Origin of the sequence: Alkalicaulis satelles (assembly GCF_008630495.1) — a bacterium.
Classification (GTDB): domain Bacteria; phylum Pseudomonadota; class Alphaproteobacteria; order Caulobacterales; family Maricaulaceae; genus Oceanicaulis; species Oceanicaulis satelles.
Window position 1 is genome coordinate 883448 of sequence record NZ_VWOJ01000001.1, and the last position, 21116, is coordinate 904563.

At 66.6% G+C, this 21116-nt stretch carries 17 protein-coding genes and 2 tRNA genes; 7 read left to right on the forward strand and 12 right to left on the reverse strand.

The genetic code is table 11. The annotated features are described in order from the left end of the window. Positions 1-13: 13 nt before the first annotated feature. Positions 14-1930, reverse strand: coding sequence for a calcineurin-like phosphoesterase C-terminal domain-containing protein (locus tag F1654_RS04315; RefSeq protein ID WP_199200447.1), 1917 nt, complete (start codon positions 1928-1930; stop codon positions 14-16). Positions 1931-2090: 160 nt separating this feature from the next. Here F1654_RS04315 and F1654_RS04320 point away from each other — a divergent pair, with 160 nt between their 5' ends. Further along, on the forward strand, positions 2091-3830 hold the full coding sequence (locus F1654_RS04320) for a patatin-like phospholipase family protein (RefSeq protein WP_233205122.1): 1740 nt from the start codon (positions 2091-2093) through the stop codon (positions 3828-3830). Positions 3831-3843: 13 nt separating this feature from the next. Here the strand turns inward: F1654_RS04320 and F1654_RS04325 are convergent, their stop codons facing one another. From F1654_RS04325 to ssb, 3 genes are all read right to left on the reverse strand, one after another. Beyond that, the gene (locus F1654_RS04325; RefSeq protein WP_150022246.1) at positions 3844-5016 is read right to left on the reverse strand and encodes an acyl-CoA thioester hydrolase/BAAT C-terminal domain-containing protein; all 1173 of its coding nucleotides are present in this window, start codon (positions 5014-5016) and stop codon (positions 3844-3846) included. Between the two features lie 80 nt (positions 5017-5096). Continuing rightward, entirely contained in the window at positions 5097-5891 is a 795-nt protein-coding gene (locus tag F1654_RS04330; protein WP_150022247.1) for a class D beta-lactamase, read from the reverse strand. A 54-nt stretch (positions 5892-5945) separates the two neighbouring features. Then, a complete protein-coding gene (ssb, locus tag F1654_RS04335; protein WP_150022248.1) occupies positions 5946-6428 on the reverse strand; it encodes a single-stranded DNA-binding protein in 483 nt (160 codons plus the stop codon). A 195-nt stretch (positions 6429-6623) separates the two neighbouring features. Between ssb and F1654_RS04340 the strand changes: the two genes are divergently transcribed. The 3 genes from F1654_RS04340 to uvrA all read left to right on the forward strand — a co-directional run bounded on the left by F1654_RS04340 (position 6624) and on the right by uvrA (position 10348). Further along, complete coding sequence (locus F1654_RS04340) at positions 6624-7025, forward strand: hypothetical protein (protein ID WP_150022249.1); 402 nt, start codon at positions 6624-6626, stop codon at positions 7023-7025. Then, the gene (locus F1654_RS04345; protein WP_150022250.1) at positions 7022-7360 is read left to right on the forward strand and encodes a hypothetical protein; all 339 of its coding nucleotides are present in this window, start codon (positions 7022-7024) and stop codon (positions 7358-7360) included. Before F1654_RS04340 ends, F1654_RS04345 begins: the two co-directional genes overlap by 4 nt. A 93-nt stretch (positions 7361-7453) precedes the next feature. After that, on the forward strand, positions 7454-10348 hold the full coding sequence (gene uvrA, locus F1654_RS04350) for an excinuclease ABC subunit UvrA (protein ID WP_150022251.1): 2895 nt from the start codon (positions 7454-7456) through the stop codon (positions 10346-10348). On the opposite strand, the gene F1654_RS04355 is transcribed toward uvrA, so the two are convergent. Continuing rightward, positions 10345-11223 carry a hypothetical protein gene (locus F1654_RS04355; protein WP_150022252.1) on the reverse strand — a complete coding sequence of 293 codons (879 nt, stop codon included), beginning with the start codon at positions 11221-11223 and terminating at the stop codon, positions 10345-10347. The genes uvrA and F1654_RS04355 overlap by 4 nt on opposite strands. Before the next feature lie 290 nt (positions 11224-11513). On the opposite strand from F1654_RS04355, the gene aqpZ reads away from it, so the two are divergent. After that, positions 11514-12218: an aquaporin Z gene (aqpZ, locus tag F1654_RS04360; protein ID WP_150022253.1), complete on the forward strand. Its 705-nt coding sequence runs from the start codon at positions 11514-11516 to the stop codon at positions 12216-12218. 22 nt (positions 12219-12240) lie between these two features. On the opposite strand, the gene F1654_RS04365 is transcribed toward aqpZ, so the two are convergent. After that, positions 12241-13092: a squalene/phytoene synthase family protein gene (locus F1654_RS04365; protein ID WP_233205124.1), complete on the reverse strand. Its 852-nt coding sequence runs from the start codon at positions 13090-13092 to the stop codon at positions 12241-12243. 81 nt (positions 13093-13173) lie between these two features. Between F1654_RS04365 and F1654_RS04370 the strand changes: the two genes are divergently transcribed. Together F1654_RS04370 and F1654_RS04375 are read left to right on the forward strand one after the other, a co-directional pair. Next, the gene (locus tag F1654_RS04370; protein WP_150022255.1) at positions 13174-13773 is read left to right on the forward strand and encodes a superoxide dismutase; all 600 of its coding nucleotides are present in this window, start codon (positions 13174-13176) and stop codon (positions 13771-13773) included. Between the two features lie 83 nt (positions 13774-13856). Further along, positions 13857-15194, forward strand: a complete 1338-nt coding sequence (locus F1654_RS04375) for a serine hydrolase domain-containing protein (protein ID WP_150022256.1) — start codon at positions 13857-13859, stop codon at positions 15192-15194. A 76-nt stretch (positions 15195-15270) separates the two neighbouring features. On the opposite strand, the gene F1654_RS04380 is transcribed toward F1654_RS04375, so the two are convergent. From F1654_RS04380 to F1654_RS04405, 6 genes are all read right to left on the reverse strand, one after another. Continuing rightward, the gene (locus tag F1654_RS04380; RefSeq protein ID WP_150022257.1) at positions 15271-15879 is read right to left on the reverse strand and encodes a urate hydroxylase PuuD; all 609 of its coding nucleotides are present in this window, start codon (positions 15877-15879) and stop codon (positions 15271-15273) included. Positions 15880-16062: 183 nt separating this feature from the next. Then, the gene (gene cysN, locus F1654_RS04385) at positions 16063-17967 is read right to left on the reverse strand and encodes a sulfate adenylyltransferase subunit CysN (protein ID WP_269844599.1); all 1905 of its coding nucleotides are present in this window, start codon (positions 17965-17967) and stop codon (positions 16063-16065) included. A 2-nt stretch (positions 17968-17969) separates the two neighbouring features. After that, positions 17970-18944, reverse strand: coding sequence for a sulfate adenylyltransferase subunit CysD (gene cysD, locus F1654_RS04390; RefSeq protein WP_150022258.1), 975 nt, complete (start codon positions 18942-18944; stop codon positions 17970-17972). A 473-nt stretch (positions 18945-19417) separates the two neighbouring features. Continuing rightward, positions 19418-19494, reverse strand: a tRNA-Asp gene (locus F1654_RS04395). 113 nt (positions 19495-19607) lie between these two features. Continuing rightward, a tRNA-Val gene (locus F1654_RS04400) sits at positions 19608-19683 on the reverse strand. 13 nt (positions 19684-19696) lie between these two features. Further along, a complete protein-coding gene (locus tag F1654_RS04405) occupies positions 19697-20863 on the reverse strand; it encodes a bifunctional chorismate mutase/prephenate dehydratase (protein ID WP_150022259.1) in 1167 nt (388 codons plus the stop codon). Positions 20864-21116: the final 253 nt, after the last annotated feature.

The following is a 21116-nucleotide window of genomic DNA, read 5'->3' on the forward strand; positions in this document are numbered from 1 at the left end:
CAGGCGTCCCTGCCTAGTCCCACAGCTCCGCGCGCCAGCGGCGGGGCGGGCGCTGGCTGCGCACTTCCACCACCAGCGTGTCGGTGAACACCAGGCCATTGCGGTCGGTGCTGGTCACCGCGATGCGGTGCACGCCTTCAGGCAGTTCAGGCAGGCGCGCGCGCCACAAATGCATGTTGCGCTCGGCCACGGCGCGCTGGGGCTGGGGCGCCGACGGGCCAAAGCGCGAGCCGCGGAACAGCTCGTGGCCTTGCGCGCGCTCATCGCCCGAGCGGCTCTCCAGCGCATAGCGGCCCACCGAAGCCTGGCGCTGCACGGCGAAGGGATCGGCCCATTCAGCGCCGATGCGAGCCGCTTCGCCTGCGCCTTCCTGGGTGCGCTCCAGAATCAGGGTCTCGCCGCCGGGTAGGCGCGCGCTGACGCGGGTTTCAGCCGATCCGGCCCAGACATTGGCGGTCAGCCACACCCCGCCGGCGAAATCGTCCGCCGTCAGGAGCCGCGTATCGGGCAGGTCATTGATCGAGGCCGGCGGGACGGAATCGCGCTCGCGCCAGTCCTCGCCCACCCATTCGGCGATCGTCTCGAACCAGTCGCGGAAGGCGGGCGTGTTGAGCCCCACCCACTGGCCGCGGCGCGGATCGATGCGCGCGCCGATATAACGCTCCACATAGTCCGCACCCTCGAAGTCGAGACGCAGATGGCCCATCGGAGCGCCCATGCGCTGCAGCGCCATGGGCACGCCATCGACGTTGAAATCGCCCTGATACCAGGCGCCCGAAGCCGCCCCGGCGATGATGTGGCGGAAGGGCAAGGGCCCGATTCCGGTCTGTTCGGCCCAGCCTTCGAAAATCTGGCCCGGCGCGTGGTTCTCGGTGGTGTGGGTGTGGCCCGAGATCGACAGCGCCTCGCGGCCTTCCAAGAGGGCGTGGATCTCCGCCGCATTGTCGGTCTGGTGGCGGTCGCTGGTCGCGTCCACGAAGGAGACGAACGGAATGTGGTGGGCGAGCACCACGAGCCGGTCCTCCGGCGTATGCTCCAGCAGACCGGAGAGCCAGCTCATCTGGGTCTCGGAGACGATGCCGTTATAGAAGGGGCGTTCTCCGCCGCACCAGTCGCGGCCCGCCTGGCAAGGATAATCGACATTGTCGAGCACCACGAAGAGCACCTGCCCCATCTCGAAGGCGTAATAGTTCGGGCCGACGATGCGGCGCCAGCTATCGGCCTTGTCGGCATTGGTGCGGGCGTCGAAATCGATGTCGTGATTGCCCACCACCAGCCATTGCGGCGCATTGGCCGTGGCGGTGACTTCCAGGAGGCGGTCAAGCAGGCCCAGATCATCGCCCACCACATCGCCCGCCAGGATCAGGCAATCGCTGGATGAAAAGCCCGCCTCGATCAGGTCCGCCGTCACACCGTCGCGCAGATAGCCGATCTCGTCATTGGAATAGGTCTGGGGGTCGGCCAGCACGGCGCAAGTGAAGGCCTGCCCCGCCGCGCCCTCGCGGATCAGCGGGAAATTGACCGCTTCAGGCGCCGGGCCGGTGTCTTCCAGCCCGCCAAAGCGCAGCTCATTGCCCGTGCCGCCGGGCTTGTGGGTGTAGAAGAACTGAGGGACCAGGCGGTGATCGGTTGGCACGCGCCAGCCCGAAGGCTGCACGATGGTCAGGTCCATGTCGTCACGCACGGCGATTTCATAGGCGCCGTTTTCATCGGTGCGCACCCAGTCGAGACCGTTGGAGACCAGAACCCCGGCCACCCCCGCCTCGCCCGCATCGCGCACGCCATTGCGGTTGGCGTCCTCGAACACAACCCCGCGAATAGTCTCGCCGCCCGCGCCCGGATTGATCACTTGCGGCGCCGCCTCCCAGCGGTCAGCCTGCGCAGCCCCCGTCAGGGCGGCCCCCAGGGCCAGAACCAGAACCAGACGCATCATCATCCTCCCGTATGAAACTGAAGTGTGGGCTAGCAGGGCAGATTGACATCTCCATGACAAGGACCGTCCCGGGACCACTACCCGCCCGCAAGCGGCCTTGGCGCGGGCGGGGGGAATGACCGATGATGGGGATCGTTCGCGAATCGGATCGCCCGCCTTGGTCAAGTTCAACCTCTCCCGCCTGCCCTTTCTGGACCGCGTCGAGGGCGCGGCGCTGAAGGCTGTGGAAGCCGAGGTGGAGTGGTTCTGCCTGCCGGCCGGCGCCACCTTGTTCCATGAGGGCGAGACGGCGGACGCCTTCTACATGGTGCGCTCGGGCGCGCTGGCCGCCTTTCGCACCAGCCCGGACGGGCGCGCCGAGCTGATCGGCCATATCCGCCAGGGCGAGCCCATTGGCGAGATGGCGCTGGTGGAGGACCGGCCCCATTCGGCCAGCGTCTACGCCCTGCGCGACAGCGAGCTGGTGCGCCTGCCCAAACGCGCCTTCGAGGCGCTCACCCGGCGCCACCCCTCGCTGATGCGCGAGCTGGCGCGCATGATGATGTTCCGCCTGCGCGGCGGATCGCTGCGTCAGGGCTCGGATCCGAAAATCTTCGCCCTCATCACCACCTCCCCGACCATTGATCTCGATTACCGCGCCCGCGAATTGCGCCGCGCGCTGGAATCCATGGGCGCGAAAGTGGAGGTGCTGGGCGAGGAGGCCGCAGGCCTGTCGCCCCAGCGCATTGACGTGATCGAAGCGCGCCATGACGTGGTGGTGCTGGCCGCGCGTCTGGGTGATATCGACTGGGCCCAGCGCGCCATGGCGCGGGCCGACCGGATCGTGATCCTGGCCCGGGCTGACGCGCGGCCCTCCACGCCGCTTCTGCCCGACAGCCCCTCCCCGGCGGCGCGGCTGAAACTGATTGATGTGGTGATGGTCCACCATGGCGGAGACAGGGCTGCAGCGCGTCCGGCTGAATGGGTGGAGGCCGCCGACGCGGCGCGCTGCTTCCACTGGCGTCAGGGGCGCAGCGAGGATGTCTACGCGCTGGCGCGCACGCTCTACGGGCGCTCGGTGGGACTGGTGCTGTCGGGCGGCGGCTCGCGCGCCTACGCCCATGTGGGCGCGGTGCGCGCCTTCCAGGACGCCAAGATAAGGTTTGATTTCTTCGGCGGCGCCTCCATGGGCGCCATCATCGCCGCCGGCGCCGCCCAGGGCTGGGAGAACGCCGAGCTGGAAGAGCGCATGCGCGCGGCCTTCGTCACCTCCAACCCGCTCAATGACTGGACCCTGCCCGTGGTCAGCCTGATCCGGGGCAAGCGGGTGGACAAGCGCCTGATGGAGCATTTCGGCGATGTGGACATCACCGACATGCCCCGGCCCTTCTTCTGCGTCTCGTCGGACCTCACCTCTGGAAGCGTGCGCGTGCACCGCCGGGGCAGGCTGCGCCACGCCCTGCGCGCGTCGCTGGCCATTCCCGGCCTGCTGCCGCCGGTGGTGGATGGGCAGTCCGTGCTGGTGGACGGGGCGGTGTTCAACAATTTCCCGGTCAAGGAGATGAAGGGCTTTCACCGCGGCGTGAATATCGGCTCGGACGTGACGCGCACCAACACCATCAGCGCCGCGGATTTCATCGACCCGCCGGGCTTTTTCGGCTGGGCGATGCGCCATGGCCTGTCCGACCCGCCGCCCATCGCCTCGCTGCTTCTGCGCGCGGCCACTGCAGGCACGCTGGACCGGCATGCCGCCACACGCGACGCGGCCGATCTTCTGGTCCTGCCCGAGCTGGACATGGATTTGCGCGAGTGGCGACGGTTCGATGACGCGGTGGATGCGGGCTATAACGCCGCCACCGCCCTGATCAAGGCGCTGGAGCCTGAAGATCTCGCCCGCTATCGCGCTGGTGTGGCCTGAGAGCGGCGCGGCCCTAGCCTGACGCCAAATCCCTCGAGGGCTCAGCATCCACCCCGCCCGGAGGCCGGAAATCGGCCTCGCAACGCCCGTCTTCGGCCGCCTGCCTGAGCCGTTCATAGAGAAAGGCGGCGGCGTCCAGAATGGGCTCGGGATGGCTCGTCAGGAAATGGTCCAGATCATATTCCAGGTATTCAAGCGCGTGACCGGGGTTCAGCCGGCCGGCGCGCGCCATGGCGGCCCGGGACATTTCAGCCGATGGCCACATATGGTCGCGGACCGCCCCCTGCAGCAGCACCGGCATGGCCGCCCGCTCCGCCGGGATTTCGGCGCGCGCCACCGCCGCCTCCTGGCTCAATAGCTGGTGAGACAGCGCCAGTACGGAAGGATAATCGCGCATCAGCGCGCCGGGTATGTGCGGCGACAGCCAGGGATAGCGCACAAACTCCAGCGGCTCGCCGCCCATGGACCAGCTGGACCGGATCAGCAGCGTGCGCGCTGGCGACTGATTGACCACATGGCTGGGGACCACAGCCACCGCCGCATCCATCAGCGGGCCGTCACCGCCTGACAGTTCTTCGCCATACCCCGCCAGCAAAAGCGTCAGCTCGCCGCCCTTGGATACGCCGATAAACCCGATGCAGCGGCGCTGCGCCCCGCGCGTGCCGCGCGCGTCGCGCACCACATGGGCGATGGCGTCCAGCGATCCTTCCATGAGCCGGGGCGGCAGGCTTCCCTCTCCGAACCAGTCCGGCAAGGGGCGCCCGCCGAAATGGGCGATGGAGCGGATGGAAAACCCGCTTCTCATCAGCATGGCGCCCAGATATTGCCGGCTGGGAAACCAGCCCGGACCGCCCAGCCAGAACCCGCCATTGGATCCTCCGGCCGCGATGATCAGCGGCGGCAGCGGCAGTTCATCGTCCTGCAGCTCGAAATCCACCACTGCGACCCCGTCGATGAAGCCGTGGTGCTGATGGCGCATGGTGAAGCGCCCGGCCGGATCGGGCAGCCGCCCGGCATAGTCCGGCCAGAGCTGCTCGAACGTCTCTGCGAAAGCGGCCCTGCGGGCCTCAGCCGCCTCCGGCCCCTGGGACATGGGCTGGCTCGCGCCCGCGGCCAGAATGAGCAGGACAACCAGCGCCAATGACAAAACGGCGCCCAGACCGATCATGCCCGTGATGCGCAGCATGGCTCCCCCTCACAAACGCCTCAGGCGTGAAGTTTGCACCAGTGCGGATTGGAAGCAAAGGCTGGCGTCAGCCGCCATGTTCAGTCCGGCGTCCAGCCGCTCACCTCTTGCAGCGCAGCCTCGGCCAGACGCGCGCGCAGGGCGAGCTGGGCCGGCGGGTCGGGCATGTCGATATTGAGCGCGAACAGCCAGGCCTCGCCTTCAAGCTCCAGCCATCCGGCGAACCAGCCTGTGTCCGGCTCGCCCCCAAAACGCCAGCCTGTCTTGCCGCGCAGGACCCAGCCCTCGCCGCGCCTCAACGCCATCAGATCGATAACCGTCTCCATGACGCCGGCCTCGAAGGGCAGCGCACGGGCGTGAAGACGCGACAGGAAACCGGCCTGCTCGCGCGCGCTTATCTCAAGCGGTCCGTCCAGCCAGAACCGGTCCGGCGCCCCGCCCGCATCGCCATTGCCGTAATCCAGCGCCTCAAGGGCCGCCTGCATCGCGCCGCGGTCCAGCTCAAGCGTCCAGGCCTGGTAGGCCCAGACCGTGGAGCGCTGAAAGGCTTGCGCGAAGGTCTGGTCCTGATTCCAGCTGGCGAAGGGGCGCTCGGTCCCGTCCCAGGCCAGCGCGGCGTCCGGGCCGCTGACCACGCCGGACTGCAACAGGATCAGGCTGTTGGGAATCTTGAATGTCGAGGCCGGAATGAACCGCGCGTCAACCCGCTCGCCGCCGCCCGTCCACGCCCGCCCGTCCGAGGCCCGGATGACCACAATGGCGCCCGTCACGCCCGCCTCGTCCAGCAAGCTGTCCAGCTCCTGGGCCTTTGCCGGCCACGCCAGCAGGACGGCCATCAGGACGCCGGTCAGAACGGCGGTGCGCAGACGTCTCATATCATCCTCCACACCCCGGTCCCGGACCCGCCGCCAGCTTCCGGCGGATATTTCCTAGAACGGAATGTCGTCATCCAGCGTGTCGGAGGAGAAGTCCTCGCGCGGGCGGTCGTTTGAGCGCTGGCCGCCGCCGCCGGAGGAGCGGTCATCGCCCTGGTCATAGCCGCCGCGGTCACCGCCGCCGCCCTTGCCGTCCAGCATGGTCAGCTCGCCGCGGTATCTTTGCAGCACCACTTCGGTGGTGTAGCGGTCATTACCGTCGCGGTCCTGCCATTTGCGGGTCTGGAGCTGGCCTTCCAGATACACCTTGGAGCCCTTGCGCAGATAGTTCTCGGCGATCTTGGCCAGGTTGTCGTTGAAGATCACCACATTGTGCCACTCGGTCTTCTCGCGGCGCTCGCCGGTGGACTTGTCGCGCCACTGCTCGGACGTGGCGATGCGCAGATTGACCACCGGATCGCCGGAATTGAGCCGTCGCACTTCCGGGTCCGCGCCCAGATTGCCCACCAGAATGACCTTGTTGACACTGCCCGCCATCACATCCGCTCCCGCTTGCCTTTTCAGGCATTTTGTTCACACTCTGTTCCGCACGTCAATCCCGGCGCGCGAGTCGCCCGACAGCGAACACGAGGCGCGTGCGGAAGTCTACCCGTCTGGGCCGCGTGCCGCGCAGCAGTGAGGCCAGATTGGGGGATATGGCTATGATCACAGCCCTGTCTTATATTGAGGGGCATGAGTGACACCCACGCGCCATACGAGCCCGCTGCGGCCTCTGATCAGGATGCGCGCATGGCGGGCATTCTGGACCGCCTGCTGGAGCTGGAAAAATCGCTGCACGAACAGCAGCGGCTCGACCCGCTCAAGCTCATGGCGCCCAATGCCGCCCTGCTCGCGGTGATCGTGATCGCCGTGGCGTGGAGCCTGTTGACTTCATCCCCGCTCCTGTCCGGGATGAATGCCCCCAGCCTGTTGCTGGGCGTGATGATCATTGCCGCCGCCTTCGGCTTTTACGGGGTCGCGACCGTGCAGGCCTCGCGCCGGCGCATTCTTCAGCTTGAGGCCCTGCGCTTGCAGCGCCGCGCCATGCTGGCGGCGCACGCCATGGAGCCTTCCGGGGAAAGCCGGGAGACGTGAGACGGTTCCAGAACTGGCCTGACGCGCGCATCCGGCAGGAGTTCCACCTTCTGTCCCTGCGGCTTTCTCAAATCAATGGCAGGCTTGAAGGCCTGAAAGATCATCGCACGCCGGGCCTCATCGCACTTCTTGGCGGCGCAGGCGTTGTTCTGGCGTCGGGTCCTGTATCATACCTCTTCGGCCTCATTGGCGTGCTGGGCGCTCTTGAGCAATTGCGCGTGTCTGCACGCACTTACAATGATGAGCGCGCCCTGCGCCGGGAGCTGGCGGAGATCGGCGCCGACATCATCGACCTGGAGATCGAAGCGCGCCATCGCGGCTATACGCTTCCCTGATCCGGCACACACAGTTGTTCAGTATTTGTTCTTGATGTTTGCGCCTATTGTCAGCTTATATCGGCACACTGCGATTCCACGAAAGCTCTCCCCATGACCGATCCCTTGAAAACCATCTCCGTGCGCGGCGCGCGCGAGCATAATCTCAAGGACGTGTCGGTGGACCTGCCGCGCGACCAGCTGATCGTGTTCACGGGGCTGTCGGGATCGGGCAAGTCCTCGCTGGCGTTCGACACCATCTATGCCGAGGGCCAGCGCCGCTATGTGGAGAGCCTGTCGGCCTATGCGCGCCAGTTCCTGGAGCTGATGAGCAAGCCGGACGTGGATTCCATCGAGGGGCTGTCGCCGGCCATCTCCATCGAGCAGAAGACCACCTCGAAAAACCCGCGCTCCACCGTGGGCACGGTGACGGAGATCTACGACTATATGCGCCTGCTCTGGGCGCGGGTGGGCGTGCCCTACTCGCCCGCCACCGGCGAGCCGATCTCGGCCATGACCGTGTCCCAGATGGTCGACCGGCTGATGACGCTGGAAGAGGGCGCGCGGCTCTACCTGCTGGCCCCCATCGTGCGCGGGCGAAAGGGCGAATACCGCAAGGAATTCGCCGAGCTGATGAAGCAGGGCTTCCAGCGGGTGAAGGTGGACGGCGCCTTCCATACGCTCGAGGACGTCCCCGAGCTCGACAAGAAATACAAGCACGACATCGATGTCGTGGTGGACCGCATCGTCATCAAGCCGGGCCTGGAACAGCGCCTGGCGGACTCGCTGGAAACCGCCCTGCGCCTGGCCGACGGCATCGCCATGGCGGAATTCGCAGGCGCGGCCTCAACGGGGGAGAAGACCTACGACACCGGCGAGCGGATGATCTTCTCGCAGAAATTCGCCTGCCCGGTCTCCGGCTTCACCATCCCCGAGATCGAGCCGCGACTGTTCTCGTTCAACAATCCGTTCGGCGCCTGCCCGGCCTGTGACGGTCTGGGCCAGAGCCTGAAATTCGACGAACACATGGTGGTCCCCGACCGGGACAAGTCGCTCTATGACGGCGCGGTGGCGCCCTGGAGCCGGGCCACCTCCAAGCTCTACCAGCAGACCCTGCAGGCGCTGGCCGACCATTATGGCGCGTCCATGTTCGCGCCCTGGCGCGACCTGCCCGAGGATTTCCGCCAGGTGGTGCTGCACGGCACGTCGGAAAAGGTGAAATTCACCTATGAGGACGGGCTGCGCCAGTTCTCCACCACCAAGTCCTTTGAAGGTGTGATCCCCAATCTGGAGCGGCGCTGGCGCGAGACCGATTCCAGTTGGGTGCGCGACGATCTTGCCCGCTTCCAGTCCGCCCAGCCCTGCGGAACCTGCGGCGGCAAGCGCCTGAAGCCGGAAGCCCTGGCCGTCCGTGTGGGCGGGCGCGACATTTCCGAAGCCGTGGATGTCTCCATCCGCCAGGCGCTGGACTGGTTCACCACGGTGGAATCCACCCTGTCCGCCAAGGATCAGGAGATCGCCCGGCGTATCCTCAAGGAGATCCGCGACCGGCTGCGCTTCCTGGTGGATGTGGGCCTCGATTACCTGTCCCTCAGCCGCGCCTCGGGCACGCTGTCGGGCGGAGAAAGCCAGCGCATCCGCCTGGCCTCCCAGATCGGCTCAGGGCTCACCGGCGTGCTCTATGTGCTCGACGAGCCGTCCATCGGCCTGCACCAGCGCGACAATTCCCGCCTGCTCGAAAGCCTGCGGGGCCTGCGCGATCTGGGCAATACCGTGATCGTGGTGGAGCATGACGAGGAAGCCATCGAGACGGCGGACTATGTGGTCGATCTGGGCCCCGCCGCCGGCGTGCATGGCGGGCGCATCGTAGCCGAGGGCAAGCCGGCCGAGATCGCGGCCAATCCGGCGAGCCTGACCGGGCAATACATGTCCGGCGCGCGCCTCGTCCCGGTGCCCGAGCGCCGCCGGAAGGCCGATCCCAAGCGCCAGATCATTGTGCGCGGGGCGCGGGGCAATAATCTCAAGGGCGTGGACGCGGTGTTCCCGCTGGGCGTGTTCACCTGCGTCACCGGGGTGTCGGGCGGCGGCAAATCAACGCTTACCATCGAGACGCTGTACAAGGCCGCCGCGCGCCGTCTCAACAACGCCTCGGACGTGCCTGCCGATCATGACAGCGTGGACGGGCTCGACCAGCTCGACAAGATCATCGATATCGACCAGTCCCCCATCGGGCGCACGCCGCGCTCCAACCCGGCCACCTATACCGGCGCCTTCACGCCGATCCGCGACTGGTTCGCCGGCCTGCCCGAATCCCAGGCGCGCGGCTACAAGCCGGGGCGCTTCTCGTTCAACGTGAAGGGCGGGCGCTGCGAGGCGTGCCAGGGCGACGGGGTGGTGAAGATCGAGATGCACTTCCTGCCCGACGTCTATGTCGAGTGCGATGTGTGCCACGGCAAGCGCTTCAACCGCGAGACGCTGGAGGTCACCTTCAAGGGCAAGTCCATCGCCGACGTGCTGGACATGACCGTCGACGAGGCCGCCGAGTTCTTCAAGGCGGTGCCCTCGGTGCGCGACAAGATGGAGACGCTCCAGCGCGTGGGGCTGGGCTATGTGAAGGTCGGCCAGCCCGCCACCACCCTGTCCGGCGGCGAGGCGCAGCGGGTGAAGCTCTCCAAGGAGCTGGCCAAACGCTCCACCGGCAAGACGCTCTATATCCTCGACGAACCCACCACCGGCCTGCATTTCGAGGACGTGCGCAAGCTGCTCGAAGTGCTCCATGAGCTGGTCGAGCAGGGCAATAGCGTGGTGGTGATCGAGCATAATCTCGATGTCATCAAGACCGCCGACTGGGTGATTGATCTGGGCCCCGAGGGCGGCGATGGCGGCGGCGAACTTGTCGCCGCCGGCACGCCCGAGGATGTGGCCGCCGTGGAGGCCAGCTGGACGGGGCGCTATCTCAAGCCGATCCTGGAACGCGACCGGGCGCGGCAGAAGAAGCTGGCGGGTTAATCCTTCGCCGCGCCCAGAATGGCGATGGCGTAATCGGCGATGGAATGGCCGGTAGAGGGTTGAACCTTGAGCACCTCTTCGGTGTTCCAGATCCAGCCGCCCGGGCTGCCCCAGCTCTTGATTCTCGCGGCCATTTGGCTGGGTGAAAGCTGTGGCGTGGAAGACCCTCCGGCGATCGCCATGCCCGGGCGCACGAACGCGGCCGGGTCGCTGACTCCCGTTTTGGCCGCACCAGCCTGCTCCAGCGCCGTCACCCAGTCCCTGGGATCATTGCTGTAGCCGCCCGAATAGCATTGCAGACGGAACGCCTCCACCGGCTGAACCCCCGCCTTGATCAGGGTCTGCTGCAGGCACTGGATCCAGACACTCTCCCCGTAATACGGGCAGTAGGTGATGCGCGCGCCCAGCTGTTTGTACAAATCCGCGCCCAGCGTCGAGATCGTGCTCACGGGATCGGCGATGCTTTCCTCATAATCGAAATCGAACCCGTCACCGCCCAGCGCGTAGAGCGCGGCGAAATTGGCGAACAGGTTCTTGTAAGCCGGCCCTGAGGGGTTGTTCAGAATGGTCTCGATCGCCTGGAAATCATGGACGCCGCCCGCGCCGATGGAGAACCAGACCGAGCTGGCCGCGTGATTGGCCTTCGCCTTGGCTATGAAATCGCCAATCGGACCGGCGATGGCGGCAACCGCCGAACCTCCGGCGCAAATCGCGTCATTATTGTAATAGAGATCGCCATTGTCGTGCACATGGATCGACCAGAATATATAGTCGGTCATGGCCGAGCTGATCATCGCCGCCTCGGCCGGCGCTCCGGTATAAGCGCCGTTTTTGAACAGCCCGGTGATATAAGCCCCTGCGGTTTTGCCCGTCATGATCACGCCTCCTTACGCTAGGCGCCGATTGCAGCAATAGCGCATTTTAGATGATTTAATCTCATATACCACCTATAATTGCCTTCATGGAGGGGGCTCCCGGCCGCCGCGCGGCGCAATGCGCAAGCCGGAAACGGAGCGCTATAGACCGGTGGTCCGGACATATTTTCAGTCCGCCCCGCCATGCGTGTATACAATATAGAATAATAAAAAGTGTGGATTACGCCTATGACAATCCGCTGATCGCAGGCATGATATTTTCAGGGACAATAACAAAGGGGGCGATTCTCATGCCCATAGCGAAACGTGCAACAGCAGAGTTTATCGGTACATTCTGGCTGGTCTTCGGCGGGTGCGGCAGCGCCATGTATGCGGCGGCGTTCGGTGATATCGGCATCGGGCTTCTGGGCGTCTCGCTGGCGTTCGGCCTGACGGTTCTGACCATGGCCTACGCCATCGGGCATATTTCGGGATGCCATCTCAACCCGGCGGTGACGCTGGGCTTGTGGGCGGGCGGGCGCTTCGAGGCGCGCGATATTCCCGCCTATATCATCGCCCAGCTGCTGGGCGCCCTGGCCGCCGCCGCCGCACTTTGGCTCATCGCTCAGGGCGGGCCGGGCGAGGTGACGGGTCTGGCCTCCAACGGGTTTGGCGAGCGCTCGCCGGGCGGGTATTCGCTGGTCTCCGGCTTCTCCATCGAGCTGATTTTGACCCTGGGATTCCTGCTGGTGATCATTGGCGCGACGGACAAGCGCGCGCCGGCGGGCTTTGCGCCCATCGCCATCGGGCTGTGCCTGACGCTCATCCACCTGATCAGCATTCCTGTCACCAACACCTCGGTGAACCCGGCGCGCAGCACCGGACCGGCGGTGCTGGAATGGCTGGCGCTAGGCGATGGCGGGGCTGCGGGCCAGCTCTGGCTGTTCTGGCTGGCGCCGCTGGCGGGCGCGGTGATCGCCGGCTTCGTCTACCGGGCCGTGTTCAAGGCGGACTGACCAGCCGGGTCTGGCTGACGGGCTATATCCTGCCCGTCAGCGAGGCCCAGCTCAGCGCCAGCTGGCGGGTCAGAAGCGCCGGTTCGGGACGCTCGCGGAACGGATCGGCGATGGCGCCCGCCGCGCGCAGATAGCCGCGCGCCAGCCGGGCATAGCCCACCGCAGCAAAGGCTTGCGCCGGCAGGGCGGCGCGGCTGGCCGCCAGCGCCTCTCCGGCTTCGTTTGCTTCGTTCATCAGGCCGGCGAGCGCAGCGCGCGCAGCATCGGGCTTGCGCCCGGACAGCCAGTCGCTCTCGGTCAGGCCCGCGCCCGCCGCCTCGTCCGCGGCCAGGGGCGGACGCCCGGCGGCGCATAGCGGCGCAAACGCGCGCACCAGCCCCGTCAGCCCCCAAAACCGCCCCGCCGCCTGAACGGCGTCCGCCGCCCGCCCCTCCAGCGTCATGTCCGGCGCGCACAGGCGAAAAGCTGCGCGCATCAGAAGACCGGCCGTGCGGTCCACATAGTCCAGGCGGTCCTGGCGGGTGGGAAAAGGCCCCTGCCCCAGATCGGCGGCGCGCGCCTCGACCATCTGGTCCAGAAGGGCGCTATCGGGCGCGCCGGGCGCGGCTTTCAGGTCCGCCAAGGCCTCATACACGTCATGGCGGCGCACTTTGGGGGGCGTGGCGTAGAGATCGCGCACCGCCTCGCGCGCCCAGTTCAGGCGCATCTCGCCAATCACCGGCTCGCTGACCGCGTCGGGCACGCGGGCGATCTCGTGATAGAAGGCGTAGAGCGTGACCAGCCGCGCGCGCACGTCAGCCGGCGCAAACTGCGCGGCCATCCACCGGTCCGGATCGTCACGCTTCAGCGCATCTGCAAAGCCGGCTTCAGTCAAATCACCTCTCCTGCGGTGGACCCGGGCGCGATCACGCCCATATGGCCCTTGAGAGCACAGCCCCAAGCAAGGAGCCCGAGAATGGCCATCACCCTCCCCGACCTGCCCTATGCCCGCGACGCGCTGGCGCCTCATATCAGCGCTGAGACGCTGGATTTCCACCATGGCAAGCACCACAGGACATATGTGGACAAGGCCAATGAGCTGGTCAAAGGCACGCCGCTGGACAGCGAGGCGCTGGAAACCATCATTCGCGCCGCCTGGACCGACAAGAACGCCGCCCTGTTCAACAACGCCGCCCAGATCTGGAACCACAGCTTCTACTGGCGCTCCATGAAACCCGGCGGCGGCGGACGCCCTACGGGCAAGCTGGCCGAGGCCATCGGCCGGGATTTCGGCTCGTTTGAAAAATTCGCCGACGCCTTCAAGGCGGCGGGCGCGGGCCAGTTCGGGTCGGGCTGGGCCTGGCTGGTGGTCAAAAACGGCAAGCTGGACGTGCGCAAGACCGGCAATGCCGAAACCCCGCTGACCGAGGACGGCGTCACCCCCCTCCTGACCATGGATGTGTGGGAGCACGCCTATTATCTCGACTTCCAGAACCGGCGCCCGGACTATATCACCGCCTTCCTGGAGCATCTGGTGAACTGGGACTTCGCGGCGGACAATTTCGCCAAAGCCTGATCCCTCGCGCCAATTGCTGATTGACGTGACCGGCAGCCGCAGCGAGGCTCGTTGCGGCTGCTTTCATTTCAAAAGGGGATAATATGTTCCGGTCTGACGCCGCGCCCTGGCGCGCCTTGCTTGCTGCTTTCGCTTCATCGGCCCTGCTTGTGCTGGCCGCCTGCGGCGAACGCGAGACGCCCGCGCCCGAGGCGCCACCCCCTGCGCCCGCGCCTGCCCCGGAACCGGCTGATGCGGCGCGCGGCCTGGACGCGGCCGGTGTGGCGGCTCTGGACGCAGCTTTGGCCGAGCTGGCCGCCAGCCAGGACCGGGCCGGCTTTGTGGCCGTCATCGCGCGTGACGGCGTGGTGCGCCATGTCAGCGCGGCCGGTTACGCCGATATCGAAGCGGGCCGGCCCATGACCGCCGACACGGTGGTGCGCATCGCCTCCATGACCAAGCCGGTGACGGCCGCCGCCATCATGATGCTGGCCGAGGACGGCGCTGTGTCGCTGGATGACCCGGTCGCGCGCTTCATCCCGTCTTTCGCCGGCGCGCGGGTGGCCAGCTCGCTCATGCATGACGAGCGCTATGACATCCCGACCGAAGCGCTGGCGCGGCCCATCACCATCGAGGATCTGCTCACCCACACCTCGGGCGTGGGCTATCTGTTTGATTACCGCACCCATCTGGGCGCGCTCTATATCGACCGCGACATCTACCGCGCCGATGGCCGAAGCCTGGCCGAGCGCATCGACGTGCTGGCCGGCCTGCCGCTCTATTTCCAGCCGGGCGAGCGCTGGTTCTATTCCTACTCCAATGACATTCTGGGCCAGGTGATCGCGGCCGCATCGGGCATGAGCGTGGAAGCCTTCATGCAGGCGCGCATCTTTGCGCCGCTGGGCATGGCCGACACCAGCTTCTTCCCCGATGAGGCCTTGAGCGAGCGCCTGGCGGCGCTCTACACCCATGACGAGGACGGCGCGCTCGTGCGCGTGGAGCGCACCCGCGATCTGGCCGTGCTGGCGCAGGTGGAGGCGGGCGGCGCGGGGCTGTTCTCCACGGCCAATGACTATATCCGCTTCGCCCAGATGCTGGCCAATGGCGGGGAGCTGGACGGCGTGCGCGTTCTGTCCGCCGACAGCGTGGCGGCCATGACCACGCCCCATGTGGGCCTGGACCGCATGGGCGAGGAGCAGCAGCGCATCGGCCTGGCCTTCGGCTATTCGCTGGGGGTCTATGTCAATGGCGATGGCGGGCGCCTGCCCGGCGATTACGGCTGGGGCGGTTATTTCGACACCATTTTCGCCGTCAGCCCGTCCACGGGCCTGGTCGCCGTGATGATGGCCCAGGAAGAGCCCGGACCCGGCACGCCGGACACCACCAGCGCCGGGGCCGCCTTCACCCGCCTGATCGGCGATCTGGTGACGCCCGAGAGCTGATCACGCCAGAGCGGCCAAGCAAAACGGCCCCCGGATCGCATCCGGGGGCCGTGTGCGTTTCAAGGGCTGAACCCGGTCAGCCCAGCGTCTGGAAGCTCGCCATCGCCACCAGCATGGGCAGGGAGAGCAGGGTATTGGTGCGCGAGAACAGCATGGCCGTGCGCGCCGCCTTGGGCTTGGCGTCGGCGTCCGCATCCACGATGCCCAGGGCGATTTTCTGGTTCGGCCAGATCACGAACCAGACATTGAACGCCATGATCAGGGCCAGCCACATGCCGATGCCCATGAAGATATGGCCCGGCGCAAACCCGCTCATGGCGCCCAGGCTCAATGTCTCCAGAAGATAATTCTTCTGCAGCGCCAGCAGCACGCCGGTGAGCACGGTGAAGGCCGCGCCCCAGCGGAACCAGAACAGGGCGGCGGGCGCGATATGCTTGCCCACCGCCGGCTTCAGCTCGTCGGGGATGGAGGGCATGGTGGGGATCTGGACGAAGTTGAAATACCACAACAGCCCGATCCACATGATGCCGGCCACCACATGGGTCCAGCGCAGAAGCGACTCCAGCACTTGCGGTTCGCCCAGCCCGATGCCCTGCCCGGCCAGGATGTAGATGAAGAAAAACGCCAGAGCCAGCACGGTGGAGACCAGCACGGTCAGGCGCAGATTGGTCAGGAGGTTCGCCATGGTAAGCCCCTGTCAGTTGTTGCGAATCATGGCGCCAGCATAGGGCAGAATGCCGCACCCGCGCCAGAGGGAGGCGAGTGACGGGGCGCGAACCGGCGGCCTCCGGCGCGACAGGACGCGGTCTTCCGCCGGCGCAAGACGGGCATGGCCCCTTCGCCATGTCACACTGGTGACAGACGCCCCCTACCCGATCACACCGCGCTTGATCAGCTGTTCGATCACCTCTTCGGCGGCGGCCTCGGCGGTGATGTCGGCGGTTTTCAGGTGCAGGTCGGGCGCTTCGGGCGCCTCATAGGGGCTGTCGAAGCCGGTGAAATTCTTGATCTCGCCGGCTTTCGCCTTGCGGTAGAGCCCCTTGGGGTCGCGCGCCATGCAGGCTTCCAGAGGCGCGTCCACGAACACCTCGATGAACTCGCCCGGCTCGGCCATCTCGCGCACCATCATGCGCTCGGCCCGGAAGGGCGAGATGAAGGAGCAGGTCACGATCAGGCCGGCATCCACGAACAGTTTGGCCACCTCGCCGATGCGCCGGATATTCTCCACCCGGTCCACATCGGTGAAGCCCAGATCCCGGTTCAGCCCGTGGCGCACATTGTCGCCGTCCAGCGAATAGGTGTGCCGGCCGATGGCCGCCAGCTTCTGCTCGACCAGATTGGCGATGGTGGACTTGCCTGCGCCCGACAGGCCGGTGAACCAGAGAATGGCCGGCTTCTGGCCCTTCAGCTCGGAGCGGCGCGCCTTGGTGACGTCCATGGCCTGGGCGTGGACATTGCTCGCCCTGCGCAGGGAGAAGGCGATCATGCCTGCGGCCACGGTCTGGTGGGTGAAGCGGTCGATCAGGATGAAGGCGCCGGTCTCGCGCAGCTCGGCATAGGGATCAAACGCGATGGCGCGCGCGGTGGACAAATTGCACACCCCGATCTCGTTGAGCTGCAGGCTCACGCCCGGCTCGCGCTCGAACGTGTTGACGTTGAGCTTGTGCTTGAGCGTGGTGACGGAGACCGGCGTCACCTGGCCGCCGGCTTTGAGAAGATAGGTCCGCCCGGGCAGCATCTCCTCCTCGGCCATCCACAGGATTTCGGCGGCGAACTGGCCGGAGACGGCGGGGCGCGCCTTGGCGTCAGCCAGCATGTCGCCGCGGGCGATATCGATCTCGCGGTCCAGCACCAGGGTGACCGCCTGGCCCGCGCCGGCGCTGTCGAGATCGCCGTCCGCCGTGACGATGCGCGCGATTTTCGCGGTCTTGCCGCTCTGGGCTGCGGCGATCTCGTCGCCCGGCGCGATGCGCCCTCCGGCGATGGAGCCGGAAAATCCGCGGAAATCGGCGTCGGGCCGGTTAACCCATTGCACCGGCATGCGGAAAGGATGATCGAGCGCCTCGGCGGCGTCGGTGTCGACGCTTTCCAGATGTTCCATCAGGGTCGGCCCGTCATGCCAGGCCATGTTGTCCGAGCGCTGGAAGATATTGTCGCCATAGCGCGCCGAAATCGGGATCGGCGTGATGGTGTCGAAACCCAGCGCCTCGGCCACGCGCAGATAATCTGACACGATCTCGTGGAAGCGCGCGCGCAAATGGCCGGCCAGATCCATCTTGTTGACCGCCAGCACAGCGTGGCGGATGCCCATCATGTCGGCGATCCAGGTGTGGCGCCGGGTCTGGGTCAGCACGCCCTTGCGCGCATCCACCAGGATGATGGCCAGATCGGCCGTCGAGGCGCCGGTGGCCATATTGCGCGTGTACTGCTCATGGCCGGGCGTGTCGGCGACGATGAATTTGCGCTTTTCGGTGCTGAAAAAGCGGTAGGCCACATCAATGGTGATGCCCTGCTCGCGCTCGGCCTCAAGCCCATCCAGCAGCAGCGCGAAATCGATCTCGTTCTCGCCCGCCGTGCCGTGCTTTTTCGAATCGCGCTCCAGCGTGGCGATCTGGTCCTCGAACAACAGCTTGGAATCATAGAGCAGGCGGCCGATCAGGGTCGACTTGCCGTCATCCACCGAGCCGCAGGTGATGAAGCGCAACACGCCGCGCCCGCCCGCCCGGGTCAGGCGGTCGAGCAGGGCGGCGCGTTCGGGGGTCATGATATTCATGATCAGAAATACCCCTCGCGCTTTTTCTTCTCCATGGACCCGGCCTCGTCATGATCGATCAGCCGGCCCGAGCGCTCCGAGGTGCGCGCGGTGAGCATTTCCATGACAATCGCCTCCACGCTGTCGGCATCGGACTCGATGGCGGCGGTCAGCGGATAGCAGCCCAAAGTGCGAAAGCGGATGCGGCGCATCTGCGGCGTCTCGCCCGGCTCAAACACGAAGCGATCATCATCGGCCATCAGGATCTGGCCATCACGCTCCACCACCGGGCGCTCGGCGGCCAGATAGAGCGGCACGATGGGGATGTCCTCTTCCAGGATGTATTGCCAGATATCCAGCTCGGTCCAGTTGGACAGCGGGAAGACCCGGATGGATTCGCCCTTGCGGATGCGGGTGTTGTAGGTGCGCCAGAGCTCCGGGCGCTGATTGCGCGGGTCCCAGCCGTGATGGGCGTCGCGGAAGGAGAAGATGCGCTCCTTGGCGCGGCTTTTCTCCTCGTCCCGGCGCGCCCCGCCAAAGGCCGCGTCATAGCCGTGCCGGGTCATGGCTGCGCGCAGCGCCTCGGTCTTCATCACCTGGGTGTGCAGGCTGGAGCCCGAGGCAAACGGGCCGATGCCCCGCTTCAAGCCCTCTTCATTGATCTCCACGCGCATTTCCAGGCCCAGCGCCTCGGCCAGCGCGTCGCGATAGGCGATCATGTCGCGGAATTTCCACGTCGTATCCACGTGCTGCAACGGGAAAGGCGGGCGCGAGGGGTAGAAAGCCTTCAGCGCCAGATGCAGCATCACCGCTGAATCCTTGCCGATGGAGTAGAGCATGACAGGGTTGGCAAACTCGGCTGCCACCTCGCGCATGATGTGGATGCTTTCGGCCTCCAGCGCGGCCAGATGCGGCGACAGCGCCCGGGCGCGCCCCGCCGGAGCGACGCCCGTGAAGCGCGCCGCATAGGCGCTGATCTGGCTGGCGATGTCGCTCATCCGCTTGCCCCTACGCGTGCCTTCGCTCGGGCGTTGTTATCCTTGCCCACCGTAAAATGAAAGCCATCGCAAAGGGTTTTTGCCCAGCCGGGCAGCGTGGGGGCGCGTGTCAAGGTGGCGTCCCGCCCTTGCGAAGCCGTTCGCCGGCATCCTCCTGCGCCTGGCGGCAGCTTCATCCGGCCAGCACACGGTTTTGACCCGCAAATCGACGCCAGGGCTTTGGCGCGCCATCACCACGCCAAGCCGGCGCCGAACGCGCCCAGCGCCATCTGGCCGATATCAGAGACTGCCCGAAAGCACCGGCGCACAATCAATAGACCGCCCCCGAAACCTTGAAACCATTCGGCCATCTGTGTGAGGGGCCGCAAGGGCTCAGCTCACGGGCTCTTGCGCGATGCCGGCCCATAAGCGCGAACAGCCGCGAACGCCCTGCGGGAACAGGGGCAACGCGATTTACCGAGTGATTGAGAAAATGGCGCGAGTGACGGGGCTCGAACCCGCGACCTCCGGCGTGACAGGCCGGCGCTCTAACCAACTGAGCTACACCCGCGTGGGTGGCCGGCGCGTGGCCGGGGAGCGCTTTCCTACTTTTGCTCCCGCCCCCGGTCAAGCGCGTTTGCGCGTGATCTGCAGACGGGACGCATCTTGAAGTCATGGCGGGCATGGTGGGCGGTGACGGGATCGAACCGCCGACCCTCTCGGTGTAAACGAGATGCTCTGCCAGCTGAGCTAACCGCCCTTGCCTTACTCCTTTAGCCTGCCCGGCTGGCTGGCTTCAACCGGTCTGATCCGTAAGAGCCCAGCCGGCGCACGGTGCTGGCGTGGCGGGCCAGGTGGTCGAGCGCGCGCGAGACGGCGGCGTCGCTCTCATGGCCTTCCAGATCGATGAAGAAAAGCTGCTCCCACGGCGCGCCGGGCACGGGCCGGCTTTCCAGCTTGGTCAGGCTCACCCCTTCGGTGCGGAAGCCCTCCAGCGCGCTGATCAGCGAGCCGGCCTCGTCGCTGGTGATCACCACCAGCGAGGTCTTGCACGGCAGGAGCGGCGAGGCCGGCGCCGGATCAAGCGCCAGAGAGACAAAGCGGGTCTCGTTGCCGGCGAAGTCGGAGATATTGGGCTCGATCACATTGAGCCCGAACAGGCGCGCAGCGTCCGGGCTGCCGACGGCGGCTGCCGACGGGCCCTCGTCCAGCGCCCGCTCCAGCGCGCGGGTGGTGGAGGAGACCGGAACCTTCTTGAGGTCATGGCGCGCGTTGAGCCAGCGCTGGGCCTGGCGCAGCGCCTGGGGGTGGCCATAGACCGTGCGCACCACGCCCACATCGCTGGATTTGCCCATCAGGGCGTGAACGATGCGCTGGTGATGCTCGCCGGCGATTTTCAGCCGGGTCTCGCGCAACAGGTCATAGACCTCCACGATGCCGCCCGTGGCGGTGTTCTCGATGGGCAGGAAGCCGTATTCGGCCTCGCCCGCCTCCACCGCCGCAAACACGGCCGCATAGTCGCGTTTGATCACCGGCGCCACGCCTGAATAGCGCCCGGAATAATGGCTGTAGACCCCGAAATGGGAATAGCTGCCCGGCCCGCCCAGATAGGCCACGCGCGCCTCGGTCAGCAGCCGGTCGCCCGCGCGCGCATCCAGCCCGGCGCGCTGGCGGCGCAGGGAATCATCAATGATCGCCTGGAACAGCGTCTCCACGAAGCTGGCGTCCAGACCCAGCTCGGTCCCCGCCGCCACGGCGCGCGTGATCACATCCTGCTCGCGCTCCACATCACGCACCGGGGTCTGCTCGCCCGCCTTGAGGGCGCCCAGCGCCTCGCCCAGACGCCGGCGCTCGGCGAGCAGCTTGATCAGCTCTCCATCAGCCCGGTCGATGGCCGCGCGCAGGGCGGCGCGTTCGTTTCGGGTCTCGGGCGGCGTCATGGGCGGTCTCCTTGAAAAGCAAAACCCCCGCCGGGCGGGCGGGGGCGGACTGGTCTTCATCTGTGCGCAGACGAGCTCAGCCAGTCCCCCCGGGACCGCCAAAATAGCTGAAAAGCCGATAGAAAGCCGTGCGCGTCATCATGCGCTGCAGCATGGCGCAGGCGCGATTGTCCGGTCAAGCGCCAATTCGGACCGGCGTTGACACGCGCGCACAGGCGCCCTCCGAATCCCTGGCGGGCGCTGACGCCCTGCC